15 protein-coding genes are annotated in these 16,412 nt (G+C 34.7%); 9 read left to right on the top strand and 6 right to left on the bottom strand.

Translation table 11 applies throughout. The features are described 5' to 3' along the window. The first annotated feature begins 207 nt into the window (after positions 1 to 207). Positions 208 to 1,200, top strand: a complete 993-nt coding sequence (locus tag AAT17_RS04450; protein WP_060523060.1) for an IS110 family transposase — start codon at positions 208 to 210, stop codon at positions 1,198 to 1,200. 268 nt (positions 1,201 to 1,468) lie between these two features. Here AAT17_RS04450 and AAT17_RS04445 read toward each other — a convergent pair whose 3' ends face one another. After that, a complete protein-coding gene (locus tag AAT17_RS04445) occupies positions 1,469 to 2,161 on the bottom strand; it encodes a hypothetical protein (protein WP_060523064.1) in 693 nt (230 codons plus the stop codon). A gap of 226 nt (positions 2,162 to 2,387) precedes the next feature. Between AAT17_RS04445 and AAT17_RS04440 the strand changes: the two genes are divergently transcribed. Beyond that, on the top strand, positions 2,388 to 3,380 hold the full coding sequence (locus AAT17_RS04440; protein WP_060522439.1) for an IS110 family transposase: 993 nt from the start codon (positions 2,388 to 2,390) through the stop codon (positions 3,378 to 3,380). A 161-nt stretch (positions 3,381 to 3,541) separates the two neighbouring features. Here the strand turns inward: AAT17_RS04440 and AAT17_RS04435 are convergent, their stop codons facing one another. From AAT17_RS04435 to AAT17_RS04420, 4 genes are all read right to left on the bottom strand, one after another. Then, positions 3,542 to 4,066 (bottom strand): hypothetical protein, encoded by a 525-nt coding sequence (locus AAT17_RS04435; protein WP_157539223.1) that lies wholly within the window; start codon positions 4,064 to 4,066, stop codon positions 3,542 to 3,544. Positions 4,067 to 4,395: 329 nt separating this feature from the next. Then, the gene (locus tag AAT17_RS04430) at positions 4,396 to 5,016 is read right to left on the bottom strand and encodes a hypothetical protein (protein WP_060524992.1); all 621 of its coding nucleotides are present in this window, start codon (positions 5,014 to 5,016) and stop codon (positions 4,396 to 4,398) included. Positions 5,017 to 5,212: 196 nt separating this feature from the next. Next, positions 5,213 to 5,944, bottom strand: a complete 732-nt coding sequence (locus tag AAT17_RS04425; protein ID WP_060523062.1) for a hypothetical protein — start codon at positions 5,942 to 5,944, stop codon at positions 5,213 to 5,215. Next, positions 5,937 to 6,335, bottom strand: a complete 399-nt coding sequence (locus AAT17_RS04420) for a hypothetical protein (protein WP_060523061.1) — start codon at positions 6,333 to 6,335, stop codon at positions 5,937 to 5,939. Before AAT17_RS04420 ends, AAT17_RS04425 begins: the two co-directional genes overlap by 8 nt. A gap of 233 nt (positions 6,336 to 6,568) precedes the next feature. Here AAT17_RS04420 and AAT17_RS04415 point away from each other — a divergent pair, with 233 nt between their 5' ends. After that, positions 6,569 to 7,561, top strand: coding sequence for an IS110 family transposase (locus AAT17_RS04415; protein WP_060523060.1), 993 nt, complete (start codon positions 6,569 to 6,571; stop codon positions 7,559 to 7,561). A 201-nt stretch (positions 7,562 to 7,762) separates the two neighbouring features. Here AAT17_RS04415 and AAT17_RS04410 read toward each other — a convergent pair whose 3' ends face one another. Next, positions 7,763 to 8,110, bottom strand: coding sequence for a hypothetical protein (locus tag AAT17_RS04410; RefSeq protein ID WP_060523059.1), 348 nt, complete (start codon positions 8,108 to 8,110; stop codon positions 7,763 to 7,765). Between the two features lie 632 nt (positions 8,111 to 8,742). On the opposite strand from AAT17_RS04410, the gene AAT17_RS04405 reads away from it, so the two are divergent. The 6 genes from AAT17_RS04405 (at position 8,743) to AAT17_RS04380 (ending at position 16,384) form a co-directional block, all read left to right on the top strand. Continuing rightward, complete coding sequence (locus tag AAT17_RS04405) at positions 8,743 to 10,134, top strand: hypothetical protein (protein ID WP_172792943.1); 1,392 nt, start codon at positions 8,743 to 8,745, stop codon at positions 10,132 to 10,134. A gap of 37 nt (positions 10,135 to 10,171) precedes the next feature. Then, positions 10,172 to 11,182, top strand: a complete 1,011-nt coding sequence (locus AAT17_RS04400; RefSeq protein WP_060523057.1) for a hypothetical protein — start codon at positions 10,172 to 10,174, stop codon at positions 11,180 to 11,182. Positions 11,183 to 11,215: 33 nt separating this feature from the next. Continuing rightward, the gene (locus tag AAT17_RS04395; protein ID WP_060523056.1) at positions 11,216 to 12,181 is read left to right on the top strand and encodes a hypothetical protein; all 966 of its coding nucleotides are present in this window, start codon (positions 11,216 to 11,218) and stop codon (positions 12,179 to 12,181) included. Positions 12,182 to 12,193: 12 nt separating this feature from the next. Continuing rightward, a complete protein-coding gene (locus tag AAT17_RS04390) occupies positions 12,194 to 13,201 on the top strand; it encodes a hypothetical protein (protein ID WP_060523055.1) in 1,008 nt (335 codons plus the stop codon). Between the two features lie 72 nt (positions 13,202 to 13,273). Then, a complete protein-coding gene (locus tag AAT17_RS04385; RefSeq protein WP_042278793.1) occupies positions 13,274 to 14,317 on the top strand; it encodes a hypothetical protein in 1,044 nt (347 codons plus the stop codon). A gap of 138 nt (positions 14,318 to 14,455) precedes the next feature. After that, entirely contained in the window at positions 14,456 to 16,384 is a 1,929-nt protein-coding gene (locus AAT17_RS04380; RefSeq protein ID WP_060523054.1) for an MORN repeat-containing protein, read from the top strand. Positions 16,385 to 16,412 lie beyond the last annotated feature (28 nt).

Genomic DNA, 16,412 nt, shown 5'->3' with positions numbered 1-16,412 from the left:
CTAACGGTCTCCTTTACTTTGACCTTATTAATTTTAACAAGAGAAGAGAGGAGAACTTTAACGGTCTTTAGGCATTACCTATTACACGTAATAGTCCTCTCAGTCTCTTGTAGGATGCTTAGTTGAACTACTTGGAATACCTAGCTTAAAAAGCTCATTAAAGGAAATAGTTGCCAAGCATCAATAATCATTAATATTTATAAAAGTATGAAAAATGTAAGAGAAGTAGTAGGTATCGATGTGTCAAAAAATACATTAGATGCAACTCTTTATCACGTTAAGCAACATGCGGTATTTACAAATGATGATAAGGGTTATACTCGATTATTATCATGGGTTTCTGATCAATTAGAAGTTAGTAGTTATTTTTTCATTTTTGAAAATACGGGTAATTACTCACTAAAGCTTTCAGTATTTCTAAGCTCAAAGGACTTGGTTTATGTAGAAGAAAGTCCCATGCGTATAAAACGTAGTACCGGTCTTACTAGAGAGAAGACAGATAAGTTAGACTCTTATATGATTGCCAGATATGGTTGGATGTATAGAGAAGAACTGGAGCCTAGTAAGATAAAGCCAAAGGAATTTCAGGAACTAGGAAGACTTTTGTCATTGAGAGATCAATTAGTAAGAGATCGCAGTGGATTGAAGTCGACTTTAAAAGAGCAAAAGCACTTGTTATCAAGTCCGTCAACAGATAGTTGCTGTAAACTGCTAGAGCGCAGTATCAAGCATATAGACAAACAGGTCCAACATATAGAGCGACGTATGAAGGAGCTGCTTGAAACAGATGATAGTTTACAAACAAATTATAATTTGTTAAGATCGGTAAAAGGAGTAGGATTGATACTAAGTTGTCAACTGCTGTATCATACCAGTAATTTTATGAAATTCAACAACTGGCGTAGCTTTTCGAGTTATTGTGGGATAGCTCCATTTGAATACAGTTCGGGCAGCTCTATCCGGCGCAGAAAACAGAGTCATTATATAGGGGATAGGAAGATGAAGACTTTATTAAGTATGGCGGCCGTTTCAGCAATTCAATCAGACCAAGAGTTAAGAAATTATTACCATCGTAAACTCGAAGAAGGGAAGCATAAAATGATAGCATTAAACAACGTTAGAAACAAGATTTTAGCACGCAGTTTTGCTGTTATCAAAAGAGGTACACCATTCGTTAATATAGCTGCAACAAATTATTGATTAAAAGCTTGTTTTTTACCTTGGAATACGTATAACCGTCAGTTACGGGTTTATATGTTTTACTTTTCGGTTAAGCACATACGTTAGCAATTCCGTGTGGATTCGGACGTAGTCGAATCCGCCGTAATTGCGGTTATATATTGTTGTAAACAGTACTTTTTTTATTCTAGGAGGGTTTAATACCCCGAGGCTTGCCTCGCCAGTAAAATGTAAACAGTTTAAAAACGAGAAGTCCGCTGAATGCTCCGTGGGCTTGCCCCGGAGATTTTTACTTTCTAATTCTATTTACTTTGACACAAAACCAAGGAACAGGTTCAGCGTTCATTGGGTCATTTAGAAATTCCATAACTCCATTCCAATTCTCAACATTTTCAAAAAGTCCAAATTCATTTATTTTGAGTCCAAATTTTTCTTTTAAATCATTCGCCAAGTCGTTACAATGAAAAGAATGGAAATCTCCACTTATTTCAATTCCGATTATGTCGTAACCTAAAAACTCGTCTTTTTCTATATCAAGTTCTTTGTTTTTAAGTTTGTTATAAATTCCAATTTCTCCGCTATTCGATTCAGTCGGTTTTGTCATTTCCAGAGCTTCTTCCAAATCAGATTCGGGAAAGCTGATACTTAATATTTCAAAGTCAGAATCATTAGGGAAGAACTTTTCTTTGTATTCGGTCAATGTTTTTAAGTCCGAAAACGTATTTATCCAACCGAGTTTCTCCTCATCTAATTTTTTGTCTGCCCAAACTTGAATATCCTGAACATTTTTATCAGTCAGATTAAAAGTTCGTTTCGTTTCTTCTAATTCTTTCTTTTCAGTTGTTGCCCAAGAAATTGCCCAAGAATCAAAAAAAGAGTCGTTTATACAACGACTACAAGTATAGATTTCCGAACCTTCAATTGTCCCAAATTCGACAGGTTTTAATTTAATCAGATAATATGCTCCAATGTAGTGTTTCACTTGGTTTTCGGCATTGTTTACAACGGTCTCCTTTACTTTGACCTTATTAATTTTAACAAGAGAAGAGAGGAGAACTCTAACGGTCTTTAGGCATTACCTATTATACGTAATAGTCCTCTCAGTCTCTTGTGGGATGCTTAGTTGAACTACTTGGAATACCTAGCTTAAAAAGCTCATTAAAGGAAATAGTTGCCAAGCATCAATAATCATTAATATTTATAAAAGTATGAAAAATGTAAGAGAAGTAGTAGGTATCGATGTGTCAAAAAATACATTAGATGCAACTCTTTATCACGTTAAGCAACATGCGGTATTTACAAATGATGATAAAGGTTATGCTCAATTATTATCATGGGTTTCTGATCAATTAGAAGTTAGTAGTTATTTTTTCATTTTTGAAAATACGGGTAATTACTCACTAAAGCTTTCTGTATTTCTAAGCTCAAAGGACTTGGTTTATGTAGAAGAAAGTCCCATGCGTATAAAACGTAGTACCGGTCTTACTAGAGAGAAGACAGATAAGTTAGACTCTTATATGATTGCCAGATATGGTTGGATGTATAGAGAAGAACTGGAACCTAGTAAGATAAAGCCAAAGGAATTTCAGGAACTAGGAAGGCTTTTGTCATTGAGAGATCAATTAGTAAGAGATCGCAGTGGATTGAAGTCGACTTTAAAAGAGCAAAAGCACTTGTTATCAAGTCCGTCAACAGATAGTTGCTGCAAACTGCTAGAGCGCAGTATCAAGCATATAGACAAACAGGTCCAACATATAGAGCGACGTATGAAGGAGCTGCTTGAAACAGATGATAGTTTACAAACAAATTATAATTTGTTAAGATCGGTAAAAGGAGTAGGATTGATACTAAGTTGTCAACTGCTGTATCATACCAGTAATTTTATGAAATTCAACAACTGGCGTAGCTTTTCGAGTTATTGTGGAATAGCGCCATTTGAATACAGTTCGGGCAGCTCTATCCGGCGCAGAAAACAGAGTCATTATATAGGGGATAGGAAGATGAAGACTTTATTAAGTATGGCGGCCGTTTCAGCAATTCAATCAGACCAAGAGTTAAGAAATTATTACCATCGTAAACTCGAAGAAGGGAAGCATAAAATGATAGCATTAAACAACGTGAGAAACAAGATTTTAGCACGCAGTTTTGCTGTTATCAAAAGAGGTACACCATTCGTTAATATAGCTGCAACAAATTATTGATTAAAAGCTTGTTTTTTACCTTGGAATACGTATAACCGTCAGTTACGGGATTAAAGTTAATGATTTTCGGTTAAGAACTGACGTTAGCAATTCCGAGTGGATTCGGACGTAGTCGAATCCGCCGTAATTGCGGTTATACATTGTTGTACACAGTTTTTCTTTCAATTTTTAAGTATAACTGTCGGTTCTTCATATCCACATTCAAATATTTTGGGCTTTATATTTAGTTTTTTATACATTTCCATTGTTTGACTATGATGAGTGTATTCCGTTTCTCCATATTCGAGATTGATTGTTGTATTTAAGTCGTCTTTCAGAGTATATTCTTTTTCAAAAATACTGCATTTCGGACCATAAATTTTTAGACGAATTTTGTCGTTAACAATATCCTTTGATTTGATGAAGAAAATGCTAATCCCGTCAAAATCTGATATATCAGTTTTGATTCTTTTTTCGCCAGAGTATATTTCAACAATTGAACTTATTATGGTATCTTTTGTAGTTTTCTCAACAGTCAATAAGTCAACTCGAAACTGTTTTTTTTCAGTTGAGTCTTGTCCACTCGTTTGAATTGTAAAAAGAATTATAAATATGTAAATCAGGTGTTTCATAAATTGTGTACAACACGCACAGGTTATGGCGAGTTCACGCAGAATGCGCAGCATTCTAGAGTGTACGGTAGCCATTAGCGTTAATTTGCTATAACTGAAGTTGTGGACGGTACCAGTAACGCTGGTTAGTGTTTAGTTATTTAGGTTATAAATATAGTTAGATAAAAGCAAATTACAGCGTATGCTGTGCGTGTTGCTGGACGGTAAGTTCAGGAGAGAATTGAGCGCTAGCGAAATGGCCTGAACGACCGTAGGTATCGTCCAGCAACGGTCTTGGCTATGGTTTCGTTACGGAATGGTACGCGAGTATCATTCCGCCGTAACCATAAATTTAGCAAAAAGGCTTGAAATTCCGATTAGGAATTTCAGCCGTAATGAACTATAGCCGTTGTTGTAAAACGTTTTTATTTTATTCCGAATGGTTTTGCTTTCAATTCGTTCAGCCAATCAGTTCCGTATTTTTTATTTAAAAAATTGAAAATCATTTGATTATTCTCTGTTGCTCTCTTGAAAGATAAAGGGTCAATTACGCAATTCTCTTTTATCAGTCCAATTCCATATTTTTCTTTGAATTCCACATATTCTTTTGGTATTGAACTATCAATTCCGTGCATTATGAAATTCAAAGTTCCATTTTCAATTCGTTGCTCGATTTGTTCATCAGTCAAATCAGTTTCCAAATTCATTGGGAAAGAATAAATTCCAGTATTCTTAAATTCGGTTTTTTCCATTAATCGAACTGTGATTGTGTTTTTTCTTTTATTTATTCTTGTTGGATAAAAAGTATATGCGGTAAAATCATCAGACACAAAACTGAATTGATATTTTCCCTTTTCTGGCAAAGTGATTTTAAAACTTTCAGCTTTAGAAATTTCAATTTTTTCGTTCAGGTCAATAATTGTGAATTCTCCCGATTTTAATTCTTTATCCGTTAAGTTCTCAAATACAACAGTAGCTACAATTTCAGTTGCAAAAGCCATTAAAGTGAACAATGCCAAAGTCAAAGTCAAAATTATTTTTCTCATAAATTCTATTTTTTTAAAAGACGACATTCAATTTCTTATGTTGCAAAATTTCGGTCTTAAATGTTTTACAACGGTCTTGGCTATGAGTAGTTGCGTGGTTTAGCGGTTAACTTAGCAAGTACACACCTAACTGAAAATCCTCGCGGATTTTCAGAAGTAGGCGAGGACAAGCAATTACTTATAGCCATTGTTGTACCTAGTGCTTTTTAATTTTATTTTCTAATTCTCCAATTATTAAATCCGCTTTCTTTGTCAGATTTTCTAATTCAAATCTCGATAGTTTTAATCCTCCGTGTACTACGTCATTTCTAGCCATTAATACTTGTCGTAAGTACATAGAATAATCTTTGTCCAAAATAGAATCTGATAAAAATTGAATTATGAAATTAATAGAACGTGATTTGTTATCCGATATACCTTCTTTTCTCATTAATTCACTTCCTAACTTCTCGATTGCTTGCCATCTCCTAACAACTTCAAATTCAGAATAATCTCGTTCCGTTTGAACGTCCTTTTCTATGACTTTAATCTTTTTTCTAGAAATTAGTTGCGTGTAATAAAAGGCTACTACCGACATCATTATTCCAATTGCAGCAATTATTAATCCGAGGTCTTTAGTTGTATCAAAACTTTTATTTTGATATAAATAAAATACTATTCCAAATACAGCATAAAGTGCTCCAGACATAGATAGCATAAGAGATAGACGTTTTCTCCTTGAATCTTGTTTAGTTATTTCAGTTCTCTTGTATAGAATTTCTTCTTTAGCTTCTATAATATCACTCAATGAAATTTCTTTTTCAGCAGTGTTTTTAGAAACTGCATTTCTATATGCTTTATCTAAAATTTTGTCCGCTATTTCTTGTGTTGTTTCATCAAGAGCAATTCGAGCGGATTCAGTTAATTTGTTATATGTCAATTTATCCATTATTGTCCTGATTAAAAGTTAAGTAAACTGTTGTTCCAATTGCTATGAACGACATAACTATAAACCAAATAACGTGGTTAGTTTCTGTGAATTTAGTTGTGTCTAGTAGACTACCAGCGACTAAAGAGGAAACAAAAGCAACAAGTTGAATTATTTTGGTAAACCAACTCTTCTTTTTTGCTACTATCATTCTTGGTTGTGTAGCAGCTTCTTTAACGTTGGATTGGGTCACTTCGGAATTTGATTCAGGAACTCTCCGACTTGCTTCAATTCGACTTGCCTCGTCAACAATTTCTTCTGCAATTCGGCAAGATTGGTTTTTAAGTTCAGTTTTCGCATCGTTACTGAAATTCTGAACTTTTTCATCTGGTATTTCGAATTCAATATTCATTCATTCGGTTTTGTTTTGCATTAGGTACAACGGTCTCCTTTACTTTGACCTTATTAATTTTAACAAGAGAAGAGAGGAGAACTTTAACGGTCTTTAGGCATTACCTATTACACGTAATAGTCCTCTCAGTCTCTTGTAGGATGCTTAGTTGAACTACTTGGAATACCTAGCTTAAAAAGCTCATTAAAGGAAATAGTTGCCAAGCATCAATAATCATTAATATTTATAAAAGTATGAAAAATGTAAGAGAAGTAGTAGGTATCGATGTGTCAAAAAATACATTAGATGCAACTCTTTATCACGTTAAGCAACATGCGGTATTTACAAATGATGATAAGGGTTATACTCGATTATTATCATGGGTTTCTGATCAATTAGAAGTTAGTAGTTATTTTTTCATTTTTGAAAATACGGGTAATTACTCACTAAAGCTTTCAGTATTTCTAAGCTCAAAGGACTTGGTTTATGTAGAAGAAAGTCCCATGCGTATAAAACGTAGTACCGGTCTTACTAGAGAGAAGACAGATAAGTTAGACTCTTATATGATTGCCAGATATGGTTGGATGTATAGAGAAGAACTGGAGCCTAGTAAGATAAAGCCAAAGGAATTTCAGGAACTAGGAAGACTTTTGTCATTGAGAGATCAATTAGTAAGAGATCGCAGTGGATTGAAGTCGACTTTAAAAGAGCAAAAGCACTTGTTATCAAGTCCGTCAACAGATAGTTGCTGTAAACTGCTAGAGCGCAGTATCAAGCATATAGACAAACAGGTCCAACATATAGAGCGACGTATGAAGGAGCTGCTTGAAACAGATGATAGTTTACAAACAAATTATAATTTGTTAAGATCGGTAAAAGGAGTAGGATTGATACTAAGTTGTCAACTGCTGTATCATACCAGTAATTTTATGAAATTCAACAACTGGCGTAGCTTTTCGAGTTATTGTGGGATAGCTCCATTTGAATACAGTTCGGGCAGCTCTATCCGGCGCAGAAAACAGAGTCATTATATAGGGGATAGGAAGATGAAGACTTTATTAAGTATGGCGGCCGTTTCAGCAATTCAATCAGACCAAGAGTTAAGAAATTATTACCATCGTAAACTCGAAGAAGGGAAGCATAAAATGATAGCATTAAACAACGTTAGAAACAAGATTTTAGCACGCAGTTTTGCTGTTATCAAAAGAGGTACACCATTCGTTAATATAGCTGCAACAAATTATTGATTAAAAGCTTGTTTTTTACCTTGGAATACGTATAACCGTCAGTTACGGATTAATATGCGTTTATATTCGGTTTGGCACAGACGTTAGCAATTCCGAGTGGATTCGGACGTAGTCGGATTCGCCGTAATTGCGGTTATACATTGTTGTAGTGCGTTTTTTTATTTCCATTTCTATTTACAGGTCAGATTAAAGTCCGACGTTTTATTTCAGTCCAATTTCGTTTATATTTTGGTTAACTCTTTTCCAGTCAGTTCCGATAAAATTCCTGTCGTCATAATTTTCGGAAAGTACCACATAAAAATATTTGGTCAAATAATAGACTTCAGCGTTTCGTTTAGCATATCCTAAAGCTCCAATATCTTTCATTTGGAATTCAACTTTATGACTTCCTTTATTTTCATTAATAAGTTCAACAGTTTGGGTTTTCCAAGTCGCAACATTAAATAGAATTTTTAATGGATTTAAGTAAATCAGTCCAATGATTGTCAAAACTGGTATTGACTTTCTTAAAATCGGTTCAGACAGATTTCGATTGGCTTTAAATTCCATTATGAGCAAAGGAATTGGTAAAATCAAAATTCCGTAATAAATAACTGATTTTAAAAGTCCGATTTTGGTTTGAAAAAAGTCGAAAATGTCCAATAAAAAAAGGGACAAAATTATGTAAAATGTTATTCGAATTATTTTCAGCATATCGGTTTTATCAAATGCACTACAACTAGTTTATATAAGCAATATACCAAAAATTGACATTATACTACCCATAACAGAGGTATATAAATAGGTTTTTCTCATTGTTACTTTATTGTTGTATAAATGGTATATACGCATGTTTATACACTATTACGATAAATGTAATCTCTAAACAAACCTCGTAGTTTAGGGTTAAGAAAACCTACAAAGTTTTATGTTCCATAAGAAGTTTTATTCATCTCCTTAGTGACATGGTTAAATCGTTTTAAAAGCAAATAATTCCTCGTCTTTGCCGCCTACACCGTTAATGATCTACCCGTCTTTCCTCATTATATAAAATCTCTCATACAGGCTTCTACTAGAACAGTCTAGGGTTGGAAGGCACCATTTAGGACAATTGCCTTATTGCTTAAAAAACGCACCCATCGCAATTTTAAATTATCAAATTTATAATTATGCGATGCTCCTTTTTAGTGCTACTTGGGTTAGTGAGTAGCTTTCTTAATGCTCAGGAAAAAGTAGATCTATCCACTTACTCACCTCTCAATCCTAAACCTTTTATGGATCCTGCACCGCTGCCTCACAATGGCTATGGTGAGATTGTAGCTATAAGTCATTTATGGCAACATGGTGACCTTAAATACACGCTCTATTACAATGAAAAGGGTGTGGTTGATAGTTTGTTTGATCCCCAAAAAGGCAAATTTGATATAAGCGATTACTCCTTTATAAAGGATAAAGAAAACCGAATTGTACAAGAAAAATGGACAGTCAATTTAGAGGATCCTAAACTACATTCTTATTCTTATGACGATCGTGGTAACCTAGTTAAGTTTATTACATATCGTAGGAAGCAATTTCGCAAGGGTGTTTATAAAATGGTAGAGGACAAGGTAAAAGAATTCACTTATGACAATAACAACAGGTTGATTTCTGGCAATGGTTATGATTATGACTATTCTATAGAGAATAATATACTCACCATTACCTATGGTCGCAATGGTAGTCAAACCGTAAAAAAGTACGACAACTACGGCCGCTTGATTTACTACGATCACAAAAGTACTGCTGTACCATCAAATCCAACTACTTATACCTATGTTAAGGATCACAAGAACAACATTATTGCTCAATTAAATAATAAGGGTGACTATAATGCTATCAAGATCTTTCATTATTCTGATGGTTCTTCCAGTACTATTTCATTTGATAAGGTGCAAAAAAAATGGGCTGCATCCAGCGAGAAGTTAGTCTGGAATGGTTATACAGCAGGTGATTTAGTAAGGTCTCAAGGACTTTATAAAAATGGCAAATTACAAGGAATAGGATGGGTACAAGGTTATGGTAAACGAGTTGAAGGTAATTTTAAAAACAACATGTTGCATGGACCAGGCTATATACGGGATTTTTTAACCAAGGATACTTATACAATAGGAGAGTTTAAAGCAGGGAAACTAGATGGCTATGGTATCAAAATAGTAAATGGAATTGCCGTAGAAGCTGGAATTTACAGGAACGGTAACATTCAAAACTCCTACGACCTTAATACAGTCAATGGCGACACAAAATTATGTTCTCAGGATGTTTGTGAAGACGGGTTTGTTCAAAAGAAAACAACCAGTTATTACACCAAAAGTTATGGATTTTATCAGAATGGAAAACCTATAGGACCTGCTGTAGAATTTGGTCGTGACAAGATTGCAGTAGCCTTTTTTGATTCAAGCGGAGTAAATTTTTTCTTGGGTCCTAATCAAAATTATTATGTCATAGCTCACTATAAAGACAGTAAACTAGAAGGCATGGGTTACATCGCTACTAGCAACCAGTACCAAGTAGGAAAATATGAAAACAATCAACTGGTACAATCATACCGCGAGTAGGATACTAACTAGCTTTTTATAAATGAATTATTACACAATGAAACATAGAACCTATAATCTATTAACGCTTTTTATCGTACTGGTGAGTACCTTAAAAGCACAGGATCAAATAGTAAAAGATTGGTATAGATCGCCTTTAAATCCGCTCACACCGCTAGAAGAATTACATTTTATTGCACAAGGTCCTATAAAAGGAAATATTCTCAAAATAAATGAAAACTGGTATGATGCGAATGGGTTCTCGTTAAAATCCAATGTACTGGACAATCTAGAAATAGCAAAAAAATATAACGGTCGTTACCTGATAAAAAACGATAAAGGACAAATCATAGAAAGCAAGGAGTTTAATTCAGGTAAAGAAAACAGCACCACCTTTACTTATAACGAGCAAGGTTTACTTATAGAGCGCAATTATCAAACCGATGGTAAGGTCAAGACCTATTTTTATGATAGTGATAACCGGCTTATCAAGGATGTTTTTACAAGTTCAACCTTTACCTATACTTCTGTTTACACCTATTCCAACAAGGGTAAATCATTGGTGATTAATGAGGTGTCAACAAATAAAGATGGTGTTGTGGTTAATGAATACAACTATACCTACCGCGACGGATTGCTCAGACAACGAGAAGAGGTAGGTCAAGAATCAACTTCCTATACCTATGAATTTGATAGTAATTACAATTGGATTACTCAATACAAAGACGGACAGGTCATTAATTCAAAAAGAGACTTGTTTTATCACGATCAATTACAGGAGCCTAGAGTTTATAAAGCAATCGTTCAAAAAGGAACTTACTCGCCATCCCTAGTAGTTACTGTAAATGACATGAAACTGCAAACGCATAAAGGTAAAAACGTGCATTATGCTTTTGATCCCAGCAGTAATCGTTACTTAAAAATCCCAGTTTCATCCAGCGAAATCAATGCTGCTAATCTAGGTAAAACTTACGATGTCCTGGAGCTTCCTATAGGTAATAACTTGTTAACCATTCCTTCCAACTATGGTAAGCCTCACATTTACTTACGAGGAGTACGCATGTACTAACTTTTTTTGATTCACAGTTACAATCTATAAAATATGAAGAGTTTAATAAGTGTGTTTTTAGTGTTCGCTTTCGCGAAAGCGATAACGGCACAAGTTCATTCAAGTCTAGAACACTTAAAGTTACCTCAAATAACACAGGCAGATAATACGGCCAAAAACGAAGTGTATAGAATACAAACGGCAACTTATAAGGCCGATAGTTTGGGTTATGAACCGGTTGTTCTACAGGTTCAAAATTTTAATGAAGCAGGGCTGAAATTTCAAGACTATCAACAAATTTTTGGTAAGTACAAGTCAGAGACCTTAGACAGTTTTTATTACACAGGAACCAGGTTAGATAGTATCGTTAAAAAAACGAGTTCGGGTGGATTTGATGCTACCATGATTTTTGAATGTGACAATCAAGGTCGTGTAACCAGTGAAAAGGCAACGGGTAAATACATCAATTATGTTACCCAGTATACTTATGAGAATAATCAACTGCAACATATTGAAATGAAGTTGAAAAGAGGTAATCGTAGAACAGCAACTTACTACTATAAAAAAGGAAATCTGGATTATGTAAAACAATATGAATACAAGGAAAATGGTGAACTTAAAAAGGAATTTACCGTGTATTATACAAGAGGTATTCCCATTGCTAGAGTTACTGCCAATGATCCATTAATCACCGTGGCCGATTTTACTGGAGTATACAAAATACGTACACAGTTATCTCAAGAACAAGCCATTGAAGAATTACAAAAAGCAGCTGCAATTTCAAGAACCGATTTGTTTAACAAAAGAAAGGAAATTACCCAGCAAGAAGTGATGCTAGAGCAATACAGCACATCAACCGAAAGTTCAACCGGCGAATGGACTAAACGACACATAACTCGCAAAATGTTCTCAAAACTTGAAGATAGATGGGTGTTTAGGAAATTATACTTTCCTGATAGTACAACCGTAGGTAGCACTCAATTTGATATTCTTTTTCAGCATAAAATAAAACGATACTAACAGCATGTAGCAATGGAAACAAATGTTTTATTTCAAGAAGCACCTTTATCGCAACAAGATAAACGCACGCTCAGATTTGGAATCATAGGATTTGTAGTGGTGCCTATACTCTTTGGGGCTTTTATATTTTTTGGTTTCAGCTGGGTTCAGGGTAAGCCTTTGTTTAGTCAAGAAATTGCGATGCCAGAATATATGGTTATTGCCTTTATGTCAATGATTATCCTCTTTTGTACCGTAATGCTATGGAAAAAAGTAATCGACTTTAGAGCAGGTATTAAACACGTCTATACAGGTGTTTTACAAGATAAACGTAAATCGATTACAAGATCCCAGTCATCAGGTAGCGGAAGAAATGGTCGATCAAGTAGTAAAACAACCATCACTTATTATCTTAAATTAAATAATGCAGAGTTTCAGGTAAGTGCCGCTCAATATTCAAAGGGTCAGGTAGGTGATGTAATACAGCTAGAACAGGTACCTACGAGTAAAGTAATTTTGAATGTAACGGTTATAGAACCTACTAAAACTAACGAAGAGGATAGTAGATTCTCAACTAAATACACGGCAGCTTTTATACCCAAAATAGTTTCTTTGAATGCTACGGATCAACAAGCATTAAGAAAAGCCTGGCACACTAAAATACGTAAAGCAGTACTTATATCAATTGTACCTTTATTCATAATTATTAGTTTAATAAGTTCTGGTTTATCTGGATTACTCTTGTTTTTATTTCCACTACCCATTATTGTCGGATGGCAGTTGTTTTCTTTAATAAAGTGGTACAGCAAGTATCGCAGGGTTTTATCCAGTAATAATAAAACCGTTACAAGATCTCAAGTTATTGATAAGTTTTCCAGTAGTAGCAATGGATCGCGTACTACTCATTATATACAAATAAACGAGAAAAGCATTACTGTCCCAGTAGATGTATATCAACAACTCAATGGTGGCGATAGTGTTGAGGTCCATCAAATCCCTTTATTAAATCTCGTAACTCAAACAGTGTTACTTCCTAAATAGTGATTTAGGCCAATTGACCTATTTCACAACCACGGTTACTAGGGCATATTTGAACTATAAATACATATAACCATGAAAAACAATTTAGTATGCTTGTTATTGATGTGTGTTTTTAGTTTCACCGCTTTGCAAGCTCAATCCTTAGGAGAATTTAAAGCCAGTACTTCTGGATCATATGGAGTTAAAAAACTGAAGCAGGCAAACAAAAGAATTTACATCGCTCAATTTAAAACCAACTTTGAGGTTTTTAAGGACGCTGTGAGCTATAAAAGTGGTAGTTCATTTGGCGGTAGAAATTCGGCAACGGCTAAACTTGCCGTAGCACTCGATGGACTAGACGAAAATGAATTAAAACGAATTACTAATGAAGTTTATAACGACTTTGTGTCTGATTTAAAGGACGCTGGATTAGAAATCATCACAGCCGATGAAGCTGGTAAAACAGAGGTTTATAAAGATTACACGAGACGTGAAGGCGGAGAAATAATTCCCACTAAATTACCTGGCGTTGTTACAGTAACTCCAGAAAATTTTAGTTACTACGTTAAAGGTTTAGATAAAGAAGGAAATGAAAAAAAGGGTTGGAATCCTTTTTCAATGGACACAGATTTAAACAAGAACAAAAAATTAGCCAAGGAATTGGGTGATGTTCTAGTTGCTAAGGTGGACTTAAACATCTTGTTTATTGAAGTAAAAGAAGGCTGGAGTCCTGGAGCTGCAAAAGTTACTTTTAAAACTGATTTACGACTGGTGTCTAGTGACAACATCACCGCCGAAAAGAAAAAAGGTTTGAGATTCAAAGGTTCAAATGATGTGTTTCCAGTAAAAACAATGGTTCATATTACAGATGCTAAAGGGAATAATTACAACGGTACTTTGAAAAAGGCACTACCTATAGAAGGAGTGCTAGAAAAGCAAAAAATCAAAGCCGTGCAATCTAAAGGAATGTCAGAAACTGCTACTAGTTTTAATCCTATTGTTTACACCTACGACAAAACGACTAGAAAATTTCAATCAGTACCGGTAGATGGTGCGGCCTATATCAAGGGAGCAAAAATGGCGATGAGTAAGTTTTTAAAACACCATCTCGCAGAACTTAAGGATAAAATGAAATAAAGGGAGATTATTTATGTAATCTTTTAAGCCACAGGTTGTAGGGGACTTGTGGCTTTTTTTAGTTTAAGAGAAATACGCTATTTGCCTGATTGAACTGGATAGGCGGTTGCCATAAGTTTGAATGATTAAACAAACGTAATGAGTAAGACTATAAAACTGAGCCTGCTATTTTTTTTACAATGTCTAGGGTTACATGCGCAATATGAACCAAACTTTGACATAGCGCCTTGCAATCCTGTTCCAGAATTTCACACATTGCATGCTGAACATGTTACAGGAGATGTTTATGCACTTGATGAGTACTTGTATGATAAGAATGGCAAACAAGTATTAACAGGTCTAGCAGGTAAAGTAACTGAGTTTTGTAAATACTCTAAGGAAGAAGCCAAAGCTTTGAGAAAATACTATTGCTTGCGAGATGAAAAAGACCGTTTAATTGAGCGAGGTAGTTATGATGCTGATGGAACATTAAATGCGACTCAATATTTTTATAAAAATGGACTTTTTATAAAGCAGGTGTCCAAGTGGAATACGCGTAATTTTGAGTACGATAAGAAAGGAAGAATTATTTTGTCTACCACCATTCATCCAGCAAAGGATGACCAGCCTGAGGTAGAAACTTATACCAAATACACGTACCAAGATATAGAAAACGGTGAGATCAAAGTAACCATGGAGTCTAAATACTACAACGGTGACATAACCTATAACACCTATCATTATAAAAATGGTTTAATCACCTATTCTGAAAGAAATAAGTACACCTACGAATATAAATTTGATGAAAAAGGCAATTGGGTTTATAATCGTTTTTCTCCTAAAGAGGATAGGTTTTCAAAAAAGGTGCGCTCTATCATTTATTATTCAGATTTTAAAAAGCCATCATTTCATTTTGCTCCAGATCCTAGAACGGAATACACTTCTTTAATCTATCCCTACTTAAACGATAAAATTTTTAGAGCAGCTCAACGCACTATAATAGGTAAGAAAAACAAAGCGTATGAGGTTTTTTATTTTCCATTAGTCAACTACTACGTTGTTCCCGATGTAAATCTATTACCTACACTTGACGGTAGAGTAACACGAGCAGAAGCCAAAGCCGTTTACAACACTCAAATGGCTTACTATCGCAATATTTCTACTAATAAATTTGTAGTTCTTGACAAGGGAGAACGAATGTCAGACTATTCGAAATTTGGTAAATGGGAATTTTTAGAAAATGGCGATCCAGTGATAACGGTAAACAAAATACCTACCTATATTCTTAAGGATTACTATCAAGCCAAAGACAAGGAATTAAAACCTGTTTTACCCTATAACGGTGAACCCTTGAAATTAGCTTCGGTGGTTGCTAGCACTGATTCAAATCAAGAAAAAAAAGCGCCCACAACTACTACATTAATTTGTAAAAAAGGAAACTGTATTGATGGATATGGAATTGCCACCAAAGGGACGATAGAATACGAAGGTGAATTTAAAAATGGACAACCACACGGTATTATTGTAGCTACACAAGAAAATGGAAATTACTATCGTGGTGAATATGCTTATGGCAAAAGAAATGGTAGCGGAACTTATTATTGGAAAGAAACAGACCAATACTACATAGGTAGCTGGAAGAATAATGTACAGCACGGTTACGGAATCAACAAAAAGGGAAAGAAAATTCTGAACGCTGGTATTTTAGACAGCAATAAGTTTACCCTAAGCTTGGGAACTCAATATGTAAACAAGAAAATATCCGGTAGTTGTAGAGGTAATTGTAGTAACGGTTTCGGCGGTTATCGATACCGTAATGGCGGTCAAAGTGTTGGATTTTGGAAAAATAGTAAATTAAGCAATTATTCGCTCACAGTATTTGGAAATGGAGATAGCTATGTAGGTAAATACGTCAATGGATTGCGTAGTGGTTTTGGTGAATATTTTTGGAAAAATGGAACTTCTTATACGGGAAACTGGCTCAATAATAAAGAACACGGATTCGGTATCCTGATCTACAGCAACGGTCAACAAAAAGTCGGGTATTGGGAAAATGGTAATTATATAGGAACTTCTAAACGGTCGTAAAGTAATTACAAATTAACAGTTGCATTAA

The organism is Nonlabens sp. MIC269 (assembly GCF_001430865.1).
GTDB lineage: Bacteria > Bacteroidota > Bacteroidia > Flavobacteriales > Flavobacteriaceae > Nonlabens > Nonlabens tegetincola.
This window is presented reverse-complemented; position numbering and strand designations above follow the sequence as displayed.

What these genes read in the sequence shown, in the direction of transcription:
- AAT17_RS04440 (WP_060522439.1), top strand. Translation starts at nt 2,388, where the DNA reads ATGAAAAATGTAAGAGAAGTAGTAGGTATCGATGTGTCAAAAAATACA.
- AAT17_RS04385 (WP_042278793.1), top strand. Translation starts at nt 13,274, where the DNA reads ATGAAAAACAATTTAGTATGCTTGTTATTGATGTGTGTTTTTAGTTTC.
- AAT17_RS04395 (WP_060523056.1), top strand. Translation starts at nt 11,216, where the DNA reads ATGAAGAGTTTAATAAGTGTGTTTTTAGTGTTCGCTTTCGCGAAAGCG.
- AAT17_RS04450 (WP_060523060.1), top strand. Translation starts at nt 208, where the DNA reads ATGAAAAATGTAAGAGAAGTAGTAGGTATCGATGTGTCAAAAAATACA.
- AAT17_RS04415 (WP_060523060.1), top strand. Translation starts at nt 6,569, where the DNA reads ATGAAAAATGTAAGAGAAGTAGTAGGTATCGATGTGTCAAAAAATACA.
- AAT17_RS04425 (WP_060523062.1), bottom strand. Translation starts at nt 5,944, where the DNA reads ATGGATAAATTGACATATAACAAATTAACTGAATCCGCTCGAATTGCT.
- AAT17_RS04390 (WP_060523055.1), top strand. Translation starts at nt 12,194, where the DNA reads ATGGAAACAAATGTTTTATTTCAAGAAGCACCTTTATCGCAACAAGAT.
- AAT17_RS04410 (WP_060523059.1), bottom strand. Translation starts at nt 8,110, where the DNA reads ATGGAATTTAAAGCCAATCGAAATCTGTCTGAACCGATTTTAAGAAAG.
- AAT17_RS04400 (WP_060523057.1), top strand. Translation starts at nt 10,172, where the DNA reads ATGAAACATAGAACCTATAATCTATTAACGCTTTTTATCGTACTGGTG.
- AAT17_RS04435 (WP_157539223.1), bottom strand. Translation starts at nt 4,066, where the DNA reads ATGGCTACCGTACACTCTAGAATGCTGCGCATTCTGCGTGAACTCGCC.
- AAT17_RS04380 (WP_060523054.1), top strand. Translation starts at nt 14,456, where the DNA reads ATGAGTAAGACTATAAAACTGAGCCTGCTATTTTTTTTACAATGTCTA.
- AAT17_RS04420 (WP_060523061.1), bottom strand. Translation starts at nt 6,335, where the DNA reads ATGAATATTGAATTCGAAATACCAGATGAAAAAGTTCAGAATTTCAGT.
- AAT17_RS04430 (WP_060524992.1), bottom strand. Translation starts at nt 5,016, where the DNA reads ATGAGAAAAATAATTTTGACTTTGACTTTGGCATTGTTCACTTTAATG.